This window comes from Nocardia callitridis (assembly GCF_039543305.1).
GTDB classification, from domain to species: domain Bacteria; phylum Actinomycetota; class Actinomycetes; order Mycobacteriales; family Mycobacteriaceae; genus Nocardia; species Nocardia callitridis.
In genome coordinates, this window is sequence record NZ_BAABJM010000009.1 from 158,015 (window position 1) to 177,577 (window position 19,563).

A 19,563-nucleotide genomic window follows, 5' to 3' on the forward strand; every position below is an offset into this window, starting at 1 on the left:
ACCCCGTGTCGCCAGCGCGAACCGAGCAGCCGGGGCGGGCGACGACTGCTCGGTGCGAAATTCGCCCCGGTGGTGCGGACGTCCATTGTCGCCGTTCGCTGAGGTCGGCCCTGGAGCGGACCTTGCATCCCGAAGCGCTGCGTTGTCGATTCGGCGGGACTGAACCATATGCGCATATGGTGCCCGGCGGGCTTGTGTGCGTACGCGGGCGACAGTCGGAAACTGTGTCTAGCCGGAGTGGGCCAGGCGGCCTCGTTGTCGACGCGGCCACACATTGCCGCCACGAGGCGCAAGCGGCGTGTCGCCGGAAACGAAAGCGGTGGCGCAGCTGCGCCTTACGGCGTCGTGGCGAGCGTTCGGATGCGCGGGAGCCGACCAGCGGGCAGACTGTTAGTTGCGCAAAACATATTTATCGATGGCGTATTTCGCCTCGTTCTCGAGGAGACGTGATGACCACACCGACCGACACCGTGCGCCCGCAACTACCCTTCGATCGACCGAGCGTCCTCGAACTGTCGCCGCTCTACGCGTTGTTGCGACAGAACGCACCCGTTACCGAAGTACTCACCCCCGCAGGCGATCTCGCCTGGCTGGTCACCCGATACACCGAGGTGCGCGCGCTGCTGTCGGACCCGAGACTCGGGCGCTCACACCCCGACGCGCAGCGAGCGGCACGCATCTCCGACGCCGCCATCCAGAACGGACCCACCGGCGACTACGACACCGAGAAGGCCGCGCACACCAGGATGCGCAAGCTCCTGCGGCCCTCGTTCTCCGTGCGCAGGATGCGCAGCCTCAACGACCATGTGCAGGAACTGGTCGACGGCTACGTCGACGAGTTGATCGCCGCCCGCGACAACGCCCCCGACCACGTCGCCGACCTGCACGAACACCTCTCGTTCCCGCTACCGGTCGCGGTGATCTGCGAACTACTCGGCGTCCCCTACGGCGACCGCGCGTACTTCAGCGATCTCTCGCAGCGGATGAGTTCCATGGTCAGCGGCACCGACGCGCAGGCAGCGCGCGACGAATTCGGCGTCTACATGGGCGGATTGGCCGAGACCAAGCGGACCGAGCCGGGCGAGGATGTCATCTCCGACCTGGTCGCCGCACAAGCCGACGACCCCACCTTCACCGAGGACGAACTGGTGGACCTGTGCGTCGGGTTGCTGTTCGCCGGGCACGAGACAACCGTGAACCGCATCGACCTCGGCGTACTGCTGCTGGACACCCACGAGAAGCTACGCGCCGACCTGCGCGCGGATCCGACGGGCAGGATCGAACCCACCGTCGAGGAGATTTTGCGCTACTCGGCGCCCGGCGGGCTCGGGTTGCTTCGCTACGCACACACCGACGTCACCGTCGGGGACACGACCATCCCCACCGGCGACGCGGTCCTGCTGTCGGTCGCCGCCGCCAACCGCGACGACACCGCCTTCGACGCCCCCGATATTTTCGACACCACCCGCGCCCCGAACACCCACGTCGCGTTCGGCCACGGCAATCACTTCTGTGTCGGCGCCGCACTGGCACGCACGGAACTGCGCAGCGTCTTCACCACACTCGCCCGCCGCCTGCCCGACCTGCGCCTCGCCGGGGAGATCGGCGACCTCGCCGTTCGCGACGGCCACGTCACCGGCGGCATCAGCGGACTTCCGGTGACCTGGTAACCAGCCGCATCCCGCCGTCCGTGGGTGGGGCTCGGGCTATGTCCATGTCCCGCCCGCGGGCGGGTATGTCCACGTCCCGCCCGCGGGCGACCGGCATCAGGCCATACATGTTCGGCGCGTCTCAGGTCCACACCCACGGCTACGAAGCCTCGATCATCGATGTGCCGGAGCTCGCGCCCTTGTCGCCACAGATCGCTGCATCCCCACGCGGGACCGGCTCCGTTCGCCGCTGTCGACAATGGATAACCGGCAGGTCCGCATACTGCGCACGTTGAAGTTCAACCAGGGAAACCCCGACGACGATCTGCGTGCGATCTCGGAACCACACTGGAACCGCATTATTCGGCGGAAGCCGCGATCCGCGCGTGGGCAGCCAACGACGGTGTGGCAGGCGGTGGCGATTTCGACTTGGCCGCCGGTGGTGGCGCCGCGGTGGGGTGTCGTGGTGGCGTTGCTGCTGGCCTGGATCCGCCGCAGGATCAACGACCCAGTGCTGGACACCATGGGTCGTTACCCGGTCAGCAGCTACAAGGGTGTCGGGGCCATGCGGCAGACTGCTGAGGTGACCGAAAAGTACAGCGCGGGTGTCCTGGTGTTTCGACGCGACGCCGAAGCCGGGGTCGAGGTATTGATCGGACACATGGGTGGCCCGTACTTCACCCGCAAAGACCTTGGCGCATGGTCGATTCCGAAGGGCGAATACGAACAGGACGAAGAAGAGCCGCGCGCCGCCGCGGCCCGCGAGTTCACCGAGGAACTCGGTCTCCCTGTTCCAGCCGGACCGTGGATCGCGCTGGGCGATGTGCGCTACGGCAGCGGCCGTGGCAAGAAGACCGTCACCGTCTGGGCTGTCGAAGGCGACCTCGACCCCGCAGATGTCGTACCAGGCACCTTCGAGATGGAGTGGCCGCCGAAATCCGGCAAGCTGGCCGAATTCCCCGAAATCGACCGCGCCGCATGGTTCGACCTCGACACCGCACGGGAAAAGCTCGGCGCCGGGCAACGACCTTTCCTGGACCGCCTGGCCGAACAGTTGGAGCATGCGAGTCCGTAAACATGACGGACCGGGCAGACATGCCAGCTCACCCGTCGCGTGCGCACGTTCCTAGCGTGGACCAACCGGACCACGCCCGCGCCGCCATGGCCGTGTGCAGGAATCCGACGCGTTGCGGCACCCCTCGGCGAGCAGCATCGCCTATTCGTGCGGCAAAGCGGGACTGATCCATCTGACACATCGCACGCGCCAGCGGAGGCTGTCCTACCCCGAGTCGACGACTAACGCGACACCGCCTGATCCGCACTCCTTGACTGCGCGGCGCCATGCGGAAGTGGAAAGCGGTTGCCGCACCCAGCACACCGTGCTGACACGCTTCGGACGGAAAACACGGCCGCCGCTGGCATTCCTTCGGCGCCGAGCAATGCGGCCAGCGCACAGATCATCGACGGCACAGTAGCGCGCTGCGGATGCGCGTCGTGGGCGGATCGGGATTCGGCACCGATCTGCGTGGACCCACCGCGTGCGAGGTACTGAGCGAACCCGAGGTCACCGCGCTGACCGAACGGCTCGGCCCCGACCCACTGCGTCCCGACGCCGACCAGGATCGTGCGTGGCAACGCATTCGACGCCTCCGGCCTCGGTCACCGGGTGAATCGGGACCCACGCCGCGCAACCCTCCGAAGCGAACGTGTCAAAGCGCTACGACGCTGTGTCCCACTTGTTTCCGGTGATGAGTTCGTACGCCTCGAGGTACTTCTGGCGAGTCGCCTCGACGATATCGGCCGGGATGGCGGGGCCGGGAGGCTCTTTGTCCCATCCGGTGGAGGTGGCCCAATCGCGGACGAACTGCTTGTCGAACGACCGTTGCGCGCGACCGGGTTCCCATTCGTCGGCGGGCCAGAAGCGCGAGGAATCGGAGGTGAGCACCTCGTCGGCAAGTGTGAGTTCGGCACCGTCCCAACCGAATTCGACCTTGGTATCGGCGACGATCACGCCTCGTCCCGCCGCGTGCGCCGCGCCGCGGGTATAGATGTCGAGGGTCACCTCACGCAGCCGCCGCGCGACCTCGTTGCCTTCCTGGTTCACCACATCGGCGAAGGTGATGGCCTCGTCGTGTCCCTCGGACGCCTTGGTCGTCGGGGTGAAAATCGGCTCGGGCAAACGGTCGCCCTCCCGCAATCCCGGCGGCAGCGCGATCCCCGACACCGAGCCGATCCGCTGGTACTCCGACCACCCCGACCCCACGAGATAGCCCCTGGCGATGCATTCGACCTGCACCATCTTCAGCGGCTTCACCCGGATCGCGCGTCGGCCGAATTCCGCAGGGACCTCGGTCGCCGACACCACGTGATTGGGGATATCGGTGAAGTAGTCGAACCACCAGTTCGACAGCTGCGTCAGCAACGCGCCCTTGTCCGGAATCGGCGTCGGCAGCACCACGTCGTACACCGAGACCCGATCCGAGGCGACCAGCAGCAGCGTGCCGTCGTCGTCGTAGAGATCCCGAACCTTCCCGGCGTGCACATGCTTCAACGTCGAGCCTCCGATTCCGTTGCTGGTGAACCTGCGCCGCAGGAACAATACCCGCGGCCCGGTGCGGCGGAATGCGCCCGTCGCCGCCACCGCATCGCTCTCGCCGACCGAGGCAAGCAGGGCTTCTGCTCACCGCTCACCGGCCGCCGGCCGCCGAACACACTCGGCGGCGATGAACTCGGCACGTGCCCCAGGCCGACACAGGACTCCGCACTGTCGCAGTCGCACCGGCGCCGCGGTCACACCATCACGCTGTCAGGCCGTCAGGCCGTCAGGCCGTCAGGCCGTCAGGCCGTCAGGCCGTCAGGCCGTCAGGCCGTAATAGTTGGCCACCGCCGTCAGAGACGGTGATTCCGCCCGCGACGATGCTCATTACCTTGCCGCGCGCGTTGTGCAGGACCGGGCTGAGTGCGGTGACGGCGGCCCAGAACGCTCGACTAGATCGAACCCACCCAGGTGCGCGGCAGTCGACGCGACCCCGGGCTTCTCTGGGGGACCTGCGGCGCCGCCAGTACACCGCCACCGGGATCTGCGCGTCAGGCCGCACGGGGCGGCGAATGTCGGAGAACACACCCTCGGCCGAGCTGCGGCGAAGAACTCGGGCGCGCACACCGGACGCGAGGTGGCATTGTGGGTGCTGCCCGTGCCAGTTCTTCGACAACGAAGGAGCCTTATGTCCGCACCCAACCTCACTCGTGACCAGGCGATCGAACGCGCCTCGACAGTGTCGGTCGAGAGCTACCGCATCGACCTCGACCTGACCGACGGTGCGGGTAAGCCGGGCGAGCAGACCTTCTTCTCTCGCAGCACAATCGCCTTCACCGCGACGCCGGGCGCGCAAACCTTCCTCGACATCGTCGCGCGCGGAGTTCGCTCGGCCGTGCTCAACGGCACCGCACTCGATGTCGCCGACTACGACGAGTCCACCGGCCTCACCCTGCGCGGACTGGCCGAGCGCAACGAACTCGTCGTCGAGGCCGACTGCGAGTACTCGAACACCGGCGAGGGTCTGCACCGCTTCGTCGACCCCGCCGACGACGCGGTCTACCTGTACTCACAGTTCGAAACCGCCGACGCCAAGCGCATGTTCGCCTGCTTCGACCAGCCGGACCTGAAGGCCACCTTCGACATCACCGTCACCGCGCCCACCGACTGGCAGGTAATCTCGAACGGCGCGACCACCCGAAACGACGCGGGCACACACGTTTTCGCCACCACACCGCAGCTGAGCACCTACCTGGTAGCGCTCATCGCCGGTCCGTACGCGAAGTGGACCGACAGCTACACCGACGAGCACGGCACCATCCCCCTCGGCATCTTCTGTCGCGCCTCACTGGCCGAGCACATGGACGCCGAGCGGCTGTTCACCGAGACCAAACAGGGCTTCGGCTTCTACCACCGCAATTTCGGCGTTCCGTACGCGTTCGGCAAGTACGACCAGCTGTTCGTCCCCGAATTCAACGCGGGCGCGATGGAGAACGCGGGTGCGGTCACCTTCCTCGAGGACTACGTCTTCCGCTCCAGGGTGACCCACGCCTCCTACGAGCGCCGCGCCGAGACCGTGCTGCACGAGATGGCGCACATGTGGTTCGGCGATCTGGTCACCATGAAGTGGTGGGACGACCTGTGGCTCAACGAGTCCTTCGCCACCTTCGCCTCGGTGCTGTGCCAGGCCGAGGCCACCGAATACACGAAGGCGTGGACCACTTTCGCGAATGTGGAGAAGTCCTGGGCCTACCGCCAGGACCAGTTGCCCTCCACGCACCCGATCGCCGCCGATATCCCCGACCTGGCCGCGGTGGAGGTCAACTTCGACGGCATCACCTACGCCAAGGGCGCGAGCGTGCTGAAACAGCTCGTCGCCTACGTCGGCTTGGAGCCGTTCTTGGCGGGACTGCGCGCGTACTTCGCCGAACATGCTTACAGCAACGCCACTTTCGATGATCTGCTCGCGGCCTTGGAGAAGGCCTCGGGCCGCGACCTCTCGGACTGGGGCGCGCAGTGGCTCAAGACCACAGGACTGAACATCCTGCGTCCCGACTTCGAGGTCGACGCCGACGGAAAGTTCAGTTCCTTCGCCGTCGTCCAAGAGGGCGCGGCCCCCGGCGCGGGTGAACAGCGCGTGCACCGGCTCGCCATCGGCGTCTATGCCGACCAGGACGGAAAGTTGGTGCGCACCAAGCGCGTCGAACTCGACCTGCTTGCCGAGGAGCGCACCGAGGTGCCCGAGCTGGTCGGCGTCGAACGCGGCCAATTCGTGCTGATCAACGACGACGACCTCACCTACTGCTCGGTGCGGCTGGACGCCGATTCGCTCGACGTACTCGTCAACCGCATCGCCGATATCGCCGAACCGCTGCCACGCACCCTGGCCTGGTCGGCCGCGTGGGAGATGACCCGTCAGGCCGAGCTGCGGGCCCGCGATTTCGTCGCGCTCGTGCAACGCGGTGTCGGTGCGGAGTCCGAAATCGGTGTGGTGCAACGTCTTCTGATGCAGGCCAGCACCGCCCTCGGCAGCTACGCCGACCCCGAATGGGCCGCGAGCACCGGATGGGCGCAGTACGCCGACCGGCTGTTGGAGTTGGCGCGCGCCGCCGAGGCCGGATCTGATCATCAGTTGGCGTTCGTCAACGCACTCACCTCCGCCAAGCTGTCGGCACCGCATGTCGAGGCGCTGCGCGCGCTGCTCGACGGTGACCACGCGAACGCCGGGCTCACCGGACTCGAGGTGGACACCGACCTGCGGTGGCGCGTGGTGACCGCCTTGGCGGCGGCCGGTGCGATCGACAACGACGGCGTGGCGACCCCGTTCATCGATCGGGAACTCGCGGGCGACTCGACGGCTGCGGGCAAGCGGCACGCCGCCTCGGCCGCGGCCGCGCGCCCGATCGCGGCGGTGAAACAGCAGACCTGGGAGACCGTCGTTACCGACGACACCGTCGCGAACATCACCGCGCGTGCGATGGTCACCGGTTTCGCACCGCAGGGCCAGGCCGAGCTGCTCGCGCCCTTCGTCGAGCGGTACTTCGCCGAGATCCCCGGCGTGTGGGAGCGTCGCTCCAGCGAGGTGGCGCAGACCGTGGTGATCGGCCTGTATCCGTCCTGGGCGATCAGCGCCGACGCGGTCGCGGCGGCGGACAAGTTCCTGTCGGCGCAGCACCCGCCCGCGCTGCGTCGCCTGGTGATCGAGGGCAAAGCGGGGATCGAGCGCTCGCTGCGCACGCGCGCGTTCGACGCACAGTAGCTCCGCGTCGTTCGGTCGGAGGGTCGGGCGACGGCCCTCCGACCGGCCTCGCGCCGCCGCCCAGCTGGACGGCGCTGTTTCCGGATGGTGCGCCGACGAAAGCGACCGCGCGATCTCGTCCGTTCTGCGCAGGGTTGACGCTGCTTCGCCCCGGACCCGACGTCGGTAATGTCCGCGCTGTAGCGCAGCCGGACGTGATCGTCGAGTCCGCCAAGCCTTTCCCGCACAATGCGGGAATTCCGGCGTCGGTGCAGTCGTCGGGACGTGGACCGGCAAGCTCGCGGTCATCCTGCCCGGCGCAGAGGTTCGGCGTCGGATACCTAGGCCGGGCAGGGGAATCGGGCGACCAACAGTGGGCACGTACTCGGTCGTGCGCGCCGTGCGCCCTCAGTGCTGTGCCGACCGCCTGGGCGAACGTGGTCGGATGGACGACGAATGCGTCCGGTTGAACCTTCCGGCCGAGCGTCGCTCTCCTTCGGCATGCTGCGCCAGCGTCATCTCGATGACGGACTCGTTGCGCTGTCATCCACCATCTCCGTGCGGTCGCGTGGACCGAGTCGGTCGGGTGCCGCGAAGATCTCGCCCCACAAACGGCTTCGGCGCGCCCACTCATCATGAGCGAGCGCGCCGAAGCTGCGTTCGATGACGCCGATTCGGCGCCGAGGGATACGCGGTGTGGTGCTCAGCGACCGATGGCCGCCGACATCACGCGTACCGCGGAGATCAAACCGTCGATCAGGTTGCCCTGCCGGAACGAACTCGATGCCGCGGTCACACCCAACTGGCAGACCCGCTCGGTGGCACGGTCGGCGACCGCGTGGCCCGAACGCACCTCGATCGCGTTGTCGTTCGGCGAAACGGCGATGAGCACCGAATGCGCCGCCTCCGGCGTGCTCGGGAACAGTTCGTCGGCGCCGGAGGACGGATCGCCGCCCAGGTCACCGATGTAGATGTTGAAACGGACCTTGGTCGCCCGCGCCGCCTCGGTGAGGACGTTGTCGATGGCCAGGCGCTCTTCGTCGCGGAAGGGCGCTTCCTTGAAGACGTCACCCGCCTCGTGTACGCCCGAAACCCGGCCGCTGCTGGTGATCGCGTACCCGTGCGGCAGGTCCGCCTCGACCACCGCTGGCCACTTAGAACTTGCCACTTGCCCGGCCTCCGATCAGCTCCGACTGGCTCGCCCCGATCGCCTCGTGACGCGGGTGCGAAGTATGGGCGACCTCGTGGTGGCCCGCCGCGGCGGTCACCTCGTCGGTCGCGCTCCACAGCACCGGCTGTTGCGTCCACCGCTGACCGAGGTCGAAGTGGGCTGGCTTGGTGCCGGGCAGTGGCTTACCGAGATACGACAATCCGGCGAGCGCGCCGTAGATCACCAGGGGGATGCCGGCGTAGATCAGCACTGTCTCGAGAATGCTCACGAATCAACGTTAGACGATCGTGTGTAGTAGTTCATCCACCGGTCGAGTTTCACCCGCTCAGACCACCCACGCGGCGGAGTTCGGCGCCAGCAGCGCGCCCGTGCGCGGGGCACTCGACAACAGCACGTCACCGGGTGGCAGCGCGACGGGTTCGGGCGAGGCGTTGAGCGCGCACACCAGACCACCCGGCCTGCCGAAGACCAGCGCTCCCGGCGGGCTGGTGTACCACTCGATCTGATCACCGGCGAATTCCGGTCGCGCACCACGCAATTCGATCGCCATCCGATACAGCGAGAGCGTGGAGTCCAACTCCTCCAACTGCGCTTCGACGGTCAACTCCGCCCACGAAGCGGGAATCGGCAACCACGACGCCGCGCCACCACCCTCGGTATCGGGACTGAATCCGAACGGCGGTGCGCCGCCCTCCCAGGGGATCGGCACCCGGCAACCATCGCGGCCGCGCTCGGTGTGTCCCGACCGTTCCCACACCGGGTCGCGCAACACGTGCTCGGGCAGATCGTTGACGTTCGGCAAGCCGAGTTCCGAACCGTTGTAGAGGAATACCGCACCCGGTAGCGCCAACTCGAGCAGGATCATCGCTCGCGCGCGGTCGAGACCCTCGCGGCCGCCGCCGTAGCGGGTGACCTCCCGTTCGATGTCGTGATTGGACAGCGTCCAGGTCGGCGCGGCACCCACCGAGGTGACGGCCGCTATCGAATTCTCCACGGCCGCGCGCAGCGGCTCGGCGGCGAACGGCGCTTCGGCGAGTCGAAAATTGAACGCCATGTGCAGTTCGTCGGGACGGACGTATTCGCCGAAGCGGACATTGTCGTCGACCCACACCTCGCCGATGGTCACGGCCTCGGGGTATTCGTCGAGGACGCGGCGGATCCCCCGATGGATCTCGTGCACGCGCGGATTGTTGAACCGTGGATCGTTGTCGTCGTTCACCAGCAGGGTGGTGCTGACCTGCGCCATGTCGGGCAACCCGTCCGGCTTGGCCATCCCGTGCGCGACGTCGAGGCGGAACCCGTCGACTCCCCGATCGAGCCAGAACCGCAGTGTTCGCTCGAAATCCGCGGCGACCTCCGGGTTGTCCCAGTTCAGATCCGGCTGCTCCGGCGCGAAGATGTGCAGGTACCACTGGCCCGGCGTGCCGTCGGGCTCGGTGACCCGCGTCCACGCGGGACCACCGAAGATGCTCGGCCAATTGTTCGGCGGCTGCGCGCCTTCGGGTCCGCGACCGTCGCGGAAGAGATAGCGCGCGCGTTCGTCGCCGCCGGGCGCTGCGGCCATTGCCGCGGTGAACCACGGGTGTTGGTCGCTGGTGTGATTCGGGACGAGGTCCATCACCACCCGGATCCCGCGCAGATGTGCCTGCCTGATCAGCTCGTCCATCGCGGCGAGACCACCGAAGGTTTCGTCGATGTCGCGCGGGTCGGCGACATCGTAGCCACCATCCACCATCGGCGAACGCAGCACGGGACATACCCAGATCGCATCGACCCCAAGCAGTTCCAGATAGCCGAGCTTGTCGCGAATTCCGCCGAGGTCGCCGACTCCATCGCCGTCGGAATCGGCGAAGGAGCGGGGATAAACCTGGTAGAACACGGCCGAACGCCACCAAGGTGGCTCGGTCGAGTGCGCCTGTGCGGGCGCCGCCGATGTCTCAGCCAGTGCGGCTGGGGAGTCGGCGGGCGCGGCGGGTGTATCAGTCACAGCTGTCATAGTGCCAAAGGCGTGCGGCAAACCTTGTGCCGCACAGCACTATCCTCCGCTACGAGCAAACTACCAGCGCATAGTGGAACGACCCGGTGAATCTCACCACGGCGCGTTCATCATCGAGTTCGCCGCCATCTCCAGATAGTTCAGCAGTGCCGCGCGATGCTCGTCGTCGAGAACTTCCGGTTCGATCTCGCCGACCGCGATCCACATGCACCGCAACCAGGCGTCGCGTTCGATGGGCCCGATCGTGAACGGCGCGTGCCGCATCCGCAGGCGCGGGTGTCCACGCTCCTCGGAGAACGTGCGCGGTCCGCCCCAATACTGTTCGAGGAACATGCGCAGCCTGCGCTCGGCGGGGCCGAGGTCCTGCTCCGGGTACATGGGGCGTAGCACCTCGTCGGCGGCCACCTCACGGTAGAACGCCGCCACGATGCGCCGGAAGGTGTCCGCACCGCCGACCGCCTCGTAGAACGACGTCGCTGTGTGCTCGCCCGAAGTCATGAAGTCTCTCGAATCCTCTCGCTGCGTGGAGTGCGCCAGGGTCCATTGTGCCCGTCCCGCGACGTGGCCGCCGCCACGTCGGTGCGCGGGATCAGCGGTGCAATGATCGACGGTAGCCCGCAGGGGTGGTCCCTGTCGCGGCACGCAGGTGCGTACGCAGTGCGGTGACACTGCCGAAACCCGCTTGCGCGGCAACGACTTCCACCGGGAGGTCGGTGGTCTCGAGCAGTTCGCGCGCGCGGACGGCGCGTTGGCTGTCCAACCACCGGCCGGGCGTGGTGCCGACCTCGGCTTTGAACCGGCGAATGAAGGTTCGCTCACTCATCAGCGCGTGTTTTGCCAGATCGGCGACCGCCAAATCGGGCGCCGGTGCGGCGGCAGCCCAGCTCAGGGTAGCCGCGAGGCTACTTCCATGCCCGTCGCGGCGCACGGCGGGGATGTACTGTGCCTGACCGCCCTCACGGTGCGGTGGTCGCACGTTCCACCTGGCCACATCGGCGGCCACCGCCGCCCCGAGTTCCCTGCGCACGATGTGCAAGCACAGATCCCACCCCGCGGACAGCCCCGCCGAGGTGAGCACGTCACCGTCGTCCACATAGAGCGCGCCGGGGTCCACCCGGACCGCGGGGAAACGCCGCGCCAAATCTTCGCAGAAGGCCCAATGCGTGGTCGCTGGCCGCCCGTCGAGCAGACCGGCGGCGGCCAACACGTAGGCGCCGACGCAGATACTGACCATGGTCGCGCCGCGTGCGGCCGCGGCACGCAAAGCCTCGATCACCGCGGCAGGGACCGCACCGGGAACGCAGCCGGGAACAACGACGATATCGGCGGATTCTATGGCCGCCAAACCGTGTTCGACGTGCAACGCGAACCCGTCCGGTGACAGCACCTTCCCGGCTCGTACCCCGCAGGTCTCCAGCTGGAAGGCCAGCGGCTCACCTTCGGTGCCAGGGCAATACCGGAATGTTTGCACGACACACGCCAGGTCGTAGGACACGACACCGTCCAAGGCCACGGCGACAACTTTCTTCACACCCCCACTTTGGCAGAAACCCACCCATGGGTGGCACCGCTGCCGCTTGTCCGGAATCCGCGTGCCCGATTCACTGATAGCCGGACACAGCAGGCGGCATCGGAGGTTGGCGTGGGCGCACCAGCGGGCATGGACTGGGACTGGGCGATCGAAACGGGCGGCGCGCTCACGAGCAGCCAGCGCCGGTCGCTGACTCTCGAACTCGTCTCCGCGGTGCCGCGCCTTGTCGCGGGCCGGGTTCGGGTGGCACTGGGTCGCCGCGGCGACGGTCGGGTCGACTTCACCGATCTCCGACTTCCCGACTCGGCCCTGGCCAAGGCCGCCGAAGCCGAGGCGCGCGAATGTCTCACCCCGCACGTCCTCGCGCACTCCTATCGGACCTATTTCTTCGGTCGCGCGCTGTCGGAGCTGCACGACGTTCCCTACGACGACGAACTCATGTACGTAGCCAGCCTGCTCCATGACCTGAAACTCGAACACCCCACTCCCGGAAGGTGTTTCGCGGTTACCGGCGCCGAAAGGGCGGTCGATCTCGCCGCCGCGAACGGCGCGACACCCGAGCAGACGCGCATCGTCGGGGCCGCCATCGCCGCCCACCTCACCCTCGGTGTCTCCGACGATCTCGGCGACCTCGGCTTCGTTTCCGCGGGCGCGGGAGTGGACGTGTTCGGCGCGGAACTCGCCGACCTGGACCCCGCCTGGGTCACCGATCTACTCGCGCGTCACCCGCGACACCACTTCAAGCGGCACATGATCGCGGCCATCACCCAGGAGGCCGGCGCCGTGGCACACGGTCGCACCCGATGGCTGATCACCGTCGGCGGCTTCCGCCAGCTGGTGCGCTTCGCGCCGTTCGCGGAATGACGCGAGGCCACTTCAGCCTCCGTTAACCCGACATTGTCGAAAATCACCGTGCGCTGCCCGCCGTTCCGTGGTGCACTTGGTGAAGTCTCCTGCCCGGAGACGACACTGCCCTGAGAAAAACACATGATCCTGCCAATCATGGGATTGAGGTTCAGATGAAGCAGCGGCACGGCCGATCACACGAGGCCAGGGCGCACCGACAACTCCAGCCCGCCGATGTCCACAACCGTGGATCGGGGGCTGCTCCGCTGCACATCCTGTCCGACTATCTCCCCAATACTCGTCACGGCCCCGCCGACCTCGCGCCCGAGCCCGTGACCCACATAGTTCCGCCACCGGGCCCGCCGGTCTGGTCCAAGCGCCGGGTGTTGCTTCTCAATGCCACCTACGAGCCGCTTACCGCGTTATCCGCGCGCCGCGCGATCATCCTGCTCATCTGCGACAAGGCCCATACCGTCCACGACGACGCCACGGGCCCCGTAATCCATTCCGCCGAGACCGCGCTCTCGGTCCCCTCGGTGATCCGGCTGCGCAGCTACGTTCATGTCCCCTACCGCGCACGTGTCCCGATGACCCGTGCCGCCCTGATGCACCGCGACCGCTATCGCTGCGGGTATTGCGGCGCCAAAGCCGAAACCATCGACCACGTGATTCCGCGCAGCCGCGGCGGCGAGCACTCGTGGGAGAACTGCGTGGCCAGCTGCGCACCGTGTAATCACCGCAAGGCCGACAAGATGCTCAGCGAAATCGGCTGGACCCTGCGCGCACCACTGGTTTCCCCGAAGGGACCGCACTGGCGACTGTTGTCCACCAGTGCGGATCTCGACCCGGTGTGGTTGCAGTATCTCGGCGAAGGCGCCGCCTGAGTCCTCCTCAGCGCGATTCGATCACCAGCGCCGCGGTGGTTCCCGGTTCGCGCGCCTCGAAGACGTGCGGGATGTCTGCGGGATAGCAGATGTAATCGCCGGCGTGCAGCTCGACCGGATCATCGAGCGGTCCGACCAGCGCGTGGCCGGTGGCCAGCAGCACGTGCTCGACGGTCCCCTCGCTGTGCGGGTCCGACCGCCGTGGGTGGCCGGGCTCGGTGGCGATGCGATACAGGTCGCGGCGCGCGTTCGGCGGCCCCGGGGCGAGCAGGGTGACGCGGTAGTCGGATTGTTCGGCGACGACCACCGGCCCTTCGCCCACACGAATCACCTGCACGCTGGCCCGCTGCGGCTCCAGTAGCTGAGAAAAAGGGATATCCAGCGCGACGCACAGCGCCCACAGCGTTTCCAAGCTGGGGTTGCCGGTGCCGGATTCCAGTTGCGACAGTGTGGATTTCGCAATGCCCGCCCGTTGGGCCACCACACTCAACGACAGCCCCGCGTCGACACGGCGACGCCGCAGCGCCGCGGCGATCACCACCTGTGGGGGTTGCGCCGGTTCCTGTCGCCCCATATCCACGTCCGCTCCCGTCGTCGTACTCGGTGAGAACCTAATTGATGACACCCACGACCCGATCGGCCGGGCGACTCGATGCCTATCCCGGCCTATCCCGGCCTATCCCGACAACCCGTCCCGACGTTCGGGGATAGGTCGCACGCTTTCGCGAACCTGAACAAAAGCGGTTCGGTGAAACGATCCGCCACCGAAGTGGTCGCTCTGCGTTGCGCGGTGATACCCGCTGCCGAGCCACTGGCCTTGCCGGAGATGCCGAACGCCAGATGGTGTACGCCGGAGAACTCGGCTCCCTCGGCCACGATCAGTCGGCTCCCACCGATGTCCACGTCAACACCATCGGGGTGTTCTGTCACGGGGAGTTCGATGGCTGCCAGGCGACCGATCGGGCGACGCAAATCCCATCCGAGTATCGCGGTTCCCAGAAGCCGGCAGGACCCTGTCGGTACGAACTCACCGCGATCCGATACGGCAATCAGATCGGACGGCAGCTCCGCTCGAGCGGGCTCGCGAATCCTGGTCACCCGTCGAGTGGGACGAATGATCGACCGTGGGAAAGCCGGTTGACGAATCGTAGGTCGAGTGTTCATCATAAACTACATGCGTTCGATATGGCGAACACTCGACCGAGGCACACTTGCCGGACTTTCCACGATGGCACTGGCTGTCGGGGTAGTGGGCATCTCGTACGGCGCGACGGCGATCGCCGCGGGGCTGCCGATCTGGCTGCCCGTGGTCCTCGGCATCGCCGTGCTCGGCGCGGGATCGGAATTCCTGTTCATCGGTATCGTCGCCGCGGGTGGCAGCCCGATCGCCGCGGTGGCCGCCGGGTTGTTGGTCAACGCACGACATCTCCCCTACGGCCTTTCCGTGCCCGACGTGGTCGGCACCGGCTGGCGACGCCCGCTCGGACTGCACGTAATGAACGACGAATCCGTCGCCTCCGCGCTCGCCCAGAGCGACCACCCGCGCAAGCAGGCCGCCTATTGGGTGTGCGGCCTCGGCATTCTGCTCGCCTGGCCGGGTGGCGCCGCGATCGGCACCCTGGTCGGCGCGGTCGTACCCGACACCGCAGTCTTCGGGCTCGACGCCGTGTTTCCCGCGGTACTGCTCGCACTGATCATCCCCGCCCTGCGCGACCGCACTACCCGGCGCGCCGCCCTCGTCGGAGCTGGCCTCGCCGTCGCGAGCGCGCCAGTGCTCCCGCCCGGACTCCCCGTGTTGGTCGCCCTGACGGGCGTAGCGGTCGCCGTAGGTCGGCGGGCCGACGAATGAGACAGGATGAATCAGCGGCGCCGAGCGCGGACGGAAAAGCGCTGCGCCGCAACCGAACAAGCGGACGGAGACCATATGCGGGTGACATCGCCCACCTGACAGCGCAAAGCCACCGACGCAGCCTCAGGGCAACCGACAGGTATGGGCCGCGCAGTCGGCGTCACCCCTCGACACAGCGCGCCAGCACGCCCGTCACCACCGCAGCGTCGCCAGCACGGCCCGCCGTGCGCAAGGACCTACGCCGCCGACAATCCAGCCGCCCAACCATTACCGGTCCGCGCTAGAGAAGTGAGCACATGATGTTGATCCTCGGGGTGATCACCCTCGCCGCAGGCACATTCGCATTCCGATGGGCTGGCCCGGCATTACGCGAGCACGTGCACTTCTCCCCCCGCGCGGTGCGCCTACTCGAAACCGGCGCCATCGTCTTGATCGCGGGACTCGTCGCCGTGACGGTACTCCCGCTCGGCACAAGCGATCTGGGACTCGCGATGCCACTCGGAGTCGCCGTCGCCGGACTACTGGCCTGGCGAGGACAATCCACCCTCGTCGTCGTGCTGGCCGCCGCCGCGACCACGGCGACCTTACGTCTGCTCGGCGTTGCCTGACCGACGAACGGAATCCGTTCGCGCAGTGGTCAGCTGGTCATCAGCGCGATACCGCCGCCGATGCGGCGAGCCACCGACCCGTAGCGCGCGTCCAGGCGCAACCAGGTCTTGCTGCCGCGAACTCGGACGAGCTCGGTGGCCGAAATGCTCTGCGGATCAGCCTTTTCCCCGGAGTGCGGAATGAAATCCATGGCGGTCAGCGCGAAGACGACCCGCATCGGCACGGCCACCTCCGTGGCGCCGCCCGACACGGTGAGCACCGTTTGTTCGAGCAGCGACTGCGGCGGCCCGTGTTCGCTACCGTGCTCGCGGGCCAAGCGTGCGCCCTGCTCGGCGAGTTCGAGCAGGGTGCGTGCCGGAACATCGTCGACATGATCGAAGCCGTCGAACGGCGGCACCGCACCGCGCCAGGCCGAATCCATCGAGTAACCCAGGTCGATCGGACCGGCCGAGACAAGCCCAGAAAGCCCACCCAGCACCTGGTCGGCGCCGACCGTCACGTCGTCGACATCGAGTTCCGCGGTGATGGTACGCACCGCCAGCGCCTCGAAACCCGTTGCCACCCAGGCCGATACCTGCCGATCACCGCGGCGGCGCAACCGCACCACCGCCGCGGGATCGAGGCGAACCGCCCTGGTGAGAAAGGTCGCGAGATTCTCACGCTCGCCGGGATCGGGCACGCGCAGCGCGCGCTGCTCCCCGATCACGGCTCGCGCACCAGAACTGTCGTCGACCGCACCGTCGCCGCGCTACTCACTCTTCCACGACGCCAAATAATCCCGTTCGGGATCGGTGAGCCGCCGCAGCCGCTGAGTCTCGATATCGAAGGCCGCGAGCTGCGTGGTGGCGATCACCGCCGGCGGTGAGTCCAGCGGAGCACTCGCGCCGCGCACCTCGTAGCCGATGGTGAAGTCGACCGCGCGCAGCTGCTGCACCCACATCGCGATATCCAGCGGTGTGTCGTCGTGCCGCAGTTGACCGCGGTAGCGCACATGCAGGTCGGCCAGCACGCAGCCCTCACGAAGGCCGATGGTCGGACGATCGTCACCCATCAGCCACGGAATCCGCGCCTCCTCCAGCAGGGTCACCATCCTGGCGTGGTTGATGTGCTGGAAGGCGTCCATGTCCGACCAGCGGACATCGACCTTGGCGTGAAACCGCTTCGGGCGCACAGCGGCGCCGCCGTTCGTTGCCGCGTGGCTGGACGAACTCGTCAACGTGGTACCTCCGATTGCGCGCCCACCCCGCTCACCATGCTTCGCACTTGCCGCGCCGCAACCGACAGCGTGGCGAGATCCTGGGTTCCGGACTCGAACAATTCCGACAGTGCCGCCCGAGCACGCCCGAGTCGAGACTGATTCTTCGACTCCCAGTATGCAATCTTCTCGTCGGCCGTCTCTTCCGGGTCGCCGGCCGAGAGCACGTCGAGGGTCAGCGAACGCAGCGACGCGTACATGTCGTCGCGCAGCGCGAGCCTGGCCAACGAGTGCCAACGATCGCCGCGCTCGAGGTGGCTGACCGCCTGCAACAACCAGTCGATCTTCAGGTGCTCGTTGAGTGCGTAGTACAACGACCCGACCTCGTCGCCGTCCCGGTCGGTGATGTCGGCCAGGTCGACCACGTCCAACAGCGGGAACAGGTTGAGCAGGCCGAACACCTCGGTTGCCAGGTCGGTCGGCGCGCCACGGGCGATCAGTTCGGCCGCCTGATCGGTCAGCGTCGCGACATGGTGGCCGCGCAACCAGCCTGGCGCCTTCGGTGCGAGTTCACGCAGTCCCTCGCTGTAGCGATTGATCTCGGCACCGACCGCGATCGGCTGTGGCCGGTTGCTGAGGAACCAGCGCGAGCCGCGATCGAGGGTGCGCTTGGTCTCCAATTCCAGCAGGTCACGAACCGAGGCCGAGATATCGGCCGACCGGATGCGCGCCCACATCTCGTGCAGCCCGAAGATCTCCGAAACCGCCGTGAACGCGCGCACCGCGTCGGAGGTGGTGGCACCGATCTCCTCGCTCAACCGGTGCGCGTAGGAGATGCCGCCGTAGTCGATCACTTCGTTGACGATCATCGTGGTGACGATCTCCCTGCGCAGCGGGTGCTTCTTGATCGCACCGCCGAACCGATCGCGCAGCGGGGTCGGGAAGTACTCCGGCAGCCTCGTCGCGAAAGCGGTGCTGTCGGGCAGGTCGGTCGCCAGGAGATCGGCCTTGGCACCCAACTTCACGTGCGCCATCAGTGTCGCCAGTTCCGGTGAGGTCAGGCCGGAGCCGTCCTCGAGCCGCCGGGCGAGCTCCGCCCCCGAGGGCAAAGCCTCGAGGTCGCGGTCCATGCCGCGGCGACGCTCGAGGTCATCGATCATCCGCGTGTGCACATTGAGCATCTGGGGTGCGTCGGTGCGCGAGATGCCCATCAGGAAGTTCTGCGAGACGTTGTCGTCCAACACCATCCGTGCCACGTCGTCGGTCATCGAGGCCAGCAAGGGGTTGCGGTCCGCTTCGACCAGTTCGCCGCTGCTGACCACGCCGTCGAGCAGCACCTTGATATTGACCTCGTGGTCGGAGCAATCAACGCCGGCGGAGTTGTCGAGGGCATCGGTGTTCATCTTGCCGCCGCCTCGGGAGTATTCGATTCGACCGAGCGCGGTCGCACCGAGGTTGCCGCCCTCGCCGATCACCTTGACCCGCAGCTGATTTCCGTCGACCCGCACCGGATCGTTGGACTTGTCGCCGACCTCGGCATTGGTCTCGGTGCTCGCCTTGATGTAGGTGCCGATGCCGCCGTTCCACAGCAGATCCACCGGCGCGAGCAGGATCGCGCGCACCAGGTCCGGCGGCGAGAGCGCCACCACGTTGGCAGCCAGGCCCAGCGCCTTTCGCGCCTGCGGGCTGATCGGCACCGACTTCACCGTCCGGTCGTAGACGCCGCCGCCCGCGCTGATCAACGAGGTGTCGTAATCCGCCCACGACGAACGCGGCAGCTCGAACATGCGCTGACGCTCGGCGAACGAGCTGCTCGCATCCGGGGTCGGGTCGAGGAAGATATGCCGGTGGTCGAACGCCGCCACCAACCGAATGTGCTCGGACAACAACATCCCGTTACCGAACACATCACCACTCATGTCACCCACACCTACCACCGTGAAATCCGTGGACTGCGTATCGAGATCCAACTCGGCGAAGTGCCGCTTGACGCTCTCCCACGCACCCTTCGCGGTAATCCCCATCGCCTTGTGGTCATACCCCGCCGAACCACCCGAGG

Annotated in this window: 17 protein-coding genes and 1 pseudogene; 8 read left to right on the forward strand and 10 right to left on the reverse strand. The window is 67.2% G+C overall.

The window, feature by feature from the left end:
* The first annotated feature begins 449 nt into the window (after window positions 1-449).
* From ABEA50_RS29920 to ABEA50_RS29930, 3 genes and pseudogenes are all read left to right on the forward strand, one after another.
* Complete coding sequence (locus ABEA50_RS29920; RefSeq protein ID WP_345499769.1) at window positions 450-1,670, forward strand: cytochrome P450; 1,221 nt, start codon at window positions 450-452, stop codon at window positions 1,668-1,670.
* 544 nt (window positions 1,671-2,214) lie between these two features.
* Window positions 2,215-2,724, forward strand: coding sequence for an NUDIX domain-containing protein (locus ABEA50_RS29925; RefSeq protein ID WP_345499790.1), 510 nt, complete (start codon window positions 2,215-2,217; stop codon window positions 2,722-2,724).
* A gap of 404 nt (window positions 2,725-3,128) precedes the next feature.
* Window positions 3,129-3,296: pseudogene (locus ABEA50_RS29930) on the forward strand (Fpg/Nei family DNA glycosylase); the annotation flags it as partial.
* 70 nt (window positions 3,297-3,366) lie between these two features.
* On the opposite strand, the gene ABEA50_RS29935 reads toward ABEA50_RS29930, so the two are convergent.
* A complete protein-coding gene (locus tag ABEA50_RS29935; RefSeq protein ID WP_345499791.1) occupies window positions 3,367-4,200 on the reverse strand; it encodes a phosphoribosylaminoimidazolesuccinocarboxamide synthase in 834 nt (277 codons plus the stop codon).
* A 673-nt stretch (window positions 4,201-4,873) separates the two neighbouring features.
* Between ABEA50_RS29935 and pepN the strand changes: the two genes are divergently transcribed.
* Complete coding sequence (pepN, locus tag ABEA50_RS29940) at window positions 4,874-7,444, forward strand: aminopeptidase N (protein ID WP_345499770.1); 2,571 nt, start codon at window positions 4,874-4,876, stop codon at window positions 7,442-7,444.
* Between the two features lie 682 nt (window positions 7,445-8,126).
* On the opposite strand, the gene ABEA50_RS29945 is transcribed toward pepN, so the two are convergent.
* The 5 genes from ABEA50_RS29945 to ABEA50_RS29965 form a co-directional block, all read right to left on the reverse strand.
* Entirely contained in the window at window positions 8,127-8,591 is a 465-nt protein-coding gene (locus tag ABEA50_RS29945; RefSeq protein ID WP_345499771.1) for a DUF5130 domain-containing protein, read from the reverse strand.
* Window positions 8,578-8,862, reverse strand: coding sequence for an aa3-type cytochrome oxidase subunit CtaJ (gene ctaJ, locus ABEA50_RS29950; RefSeq protein ID WP_345499772.1), 285 nt, complete (start codon window positions 8,860-8,862; stop codon window positions 8,578-8,580). The genes ABEA50_RS29945 and ctaJ overlap by 14 nt, the downstream gene beginning before the upstream one ends.
* A gap of 57 nt (window positions 8,863-8,919) precedes the next feature.
* Window positions 8,920-10,590 carry a glycoside hydrolase family 13 protein gene (locus ABEA50_RS29955; RefSeq protein ID WP_425577744.1) on the reverse strand — a complete coding sequence of 557 codons (1,671 nt, stop codon included), beginning with the start codon at window positions 10,588-10,590 and terminating at the stop codon, window positions 8,920-8,922.
* A gap of 93 nt (window positions 10,591-10,683) precedes the next feature.
* Window positions 10,684-11,088 carry a globin gene (locus ABEA50_RS29960; protein ID WP_345499773.1) on the reverse strand — a complete coding sequence of 135 codons (405 nt, stop codon included), beginning with the start codon at window positions 11,086-11,088 and terminating at the stop codon, window positions 10,684-10,686.
* 91 nt (window positions 11,089-11,179) lie between these two features.
* Entirely contained in the window at window positions 11,180-12,121 is a 942-nt protein-coding gene (locus tag ABEA50_RS29965) for a GlxA family transcriptional regulator (RefSeq protein ID WP_345499774.1), read from the reverse strand.
* Between the two features lie 129 nt (window positions 12,122-12,250).
* Between ABEA50_RS29965 and ABEA50_RS29970 the strand changes: the two genes are divergently transcribed.
* Both ABEA50_RS29970 and ABEA50_RS29975 read left to right on the forward strand, forming a co-directional pair.
* Window positions 12,251-12,985 (forward strand): HD domain-containing protein, encoded by a 735-nt coding sequence (locus tag ABEA50_RS29970; RefSeq protein ID WP_345499794.1) that lies wholly within the window; start codon window positions 12,251-12,253, stop codon window positions 12,983-12,985.
* Window positions 12,986-13,140: 155 nt separating this feature from the next.
* Window positions 13,141-13,851: an HNH endonuclease gene (locus tag ABEA50_RS29975; RefSeq protein ID WP_425577745.1), complete on the forward strand. Its 711-nt coding sequence runs from the start codon at window positions 13,141-13,143 to the stop codon at window positions 13,849-13,851.
* A 7-nt stretch (window positions 13,852-13,858) separates the two neighbouring features.
* Here the strand turns inward: ABEA50_RS29975 and ABEA50_RS29980 are convergent, their stop codons facing one another.
* The gene (locus ABEA50_RS29980; RefSeq protein ID WP_345499776.1) at window positions 13,859-14,425 is read right to left on the reverse strand and encodes a helix-turn-helix domain-containing protein; all 567 of its coding nucleotides are present in this window, start codon (window positions 14,423-14,425) and stop codon (window positions 13,859-13,861) included.
* Window positions 14,426-15,025: 600 nt separating this feature from the next.
* On the opposite strand from ABEA50_RS29980, the gene ABEA50_RS29985 reads away from it, so the two are divergent.
* Together ABEA50_RS29985 and ABEA50_RS29990 are read left to right on the forward strand one after the other, a co-directional pair.
* Window positions 15,026-15,700 (forward strand): AzlC family ABC transporter permease, encoded by a 675-nt coding sequence (locus tag ABEA50_RS29985; RefSeq protein WP_345499777.1) that lies wholly within the window; start codon window positions 15,026-15,028, stop codon window positions 15,698-15,700.
* A gap of 296 nt (window positions 15,701-15,996) precedes the next feature.
* Window positions 15,997-16,308 (forward strand): AzlD domain-containing protein, encoded by a 312-nt coding sequence (locus tag ABEA50_RS29990; RefSeq protein ID WP_345499778.1) that lies wholly within the window; start codon window positions 15,997-15,999, stop codon window positions 16,306-16,308.
* 29 nt (window positions 16,309-16,337) lie between these two features.
* Here the strand turns inward: ABEA50_RS29990 and ABEA50_RS29995 are convergent, their stop codons facing one another.
* The 3 genes from ABEA50_RS29995 to ABEA50_RS30005 all read right to left on the reverse strand — a co-directional run.
* On the reverse strand, window positions 16,338-17,015 hold the full coding sequence (locus ABEA50_RS29995) for a hypothetical protein (protein ID WP_345499779.1): 678 nt from the start codon (window positions 17,013-17,015) through the stop codon (window positions 16,338-16,340).
* Window positions 17,016-17,057: 42 nt separating this feature from the next.
* Entirely contained in the window at window positions 17,058-17,525 is a 468-nt protein-coding gene (locus tag ABEA50_RS30000; protein WP_425577746.1) for an acyl-CoA thioesterase, read from the reverse strand.
* The coding region (locus ABEA50_RS30005; RefSeq protein WP_345499781.1) for an NAD-glutamate dehydrogenase domain-containing protein at window positions 17,522-19,563 on the reverse strand (2,042 nt) is incomplete at its 5' end. The genes ABEA50_RS30000 and ABEA50_RS30005, both read right to left, overlap by 4 nt.

Coding starts and splice junctions, on each gene's coding strand:
- ABEA50_RS29975 (WP_425577745.1), top strand. CDS start 13,141: ATGAAGCAGCGGCACGGCCGATCACACGAGGCCAGGGCGCACCGACAA.
- ABEA50_RS29920 (WP_345499769.1), top strand. CDS start 450: ATGACCACACCGACCGACACCGTGCGCCCGCAACTACCCTTCGATCGA.
- pepN (WP_345499770.1), top strand. CDS start 4,874: ATGTCCGCACCCAACCTCACTCGTGACCAGGCGATCGAACGCGCCTCG.
- ABEA50_RS29990 (WP_345499778.1), top strand. CDS start 15,997: ATGATGTTGATCCTCGGGGTGATCACCCTCGCCGCAGGCACATTCGCA.
- ABEA50_RS29980 (WP_345499776.1), bottom strand. CDS start 14,425: ATGGGGCGACAGGAACCGGCGCAACCCCCACAGGTGGTGATCGCCGCG.
- ABEA50_RS29960 (WP_345499773.1), bottom strand. CDS start 11,088: ATGACTTCGGGCGAGCACACAGCGACGTCGTTCTACGAGGCGGTCGGC.
- ABEA50_RS29955 (WP_425577744.1), bottom strand. CDS start 10,590: ATGACAGCTGTGACTGATACACCCGCCGCGCCCGCCGACTCCCCAGCC.
- ABEA50_RS29925 (WP_345499790.1), top strand. CDS start 2,215: ATGCGGCAGACTGCTGAGGTGACCGAAAAGTACAGCGCGGGTGTCCTG.
- ABEA50_RS29970 (WP_345499794.1), top strand. CDS start 12,251: ATGGACTGGGACTGGGCGATCGAAACGGGCGGCGCGCTCACGAGCAGC.
- ABEA50_RS29985 (WP_345499777.1), top strand. CDS start 15,026: ATGCGTTCGATATGGCGAACACTCGACCGAGGCACACTTGCCGGACTT.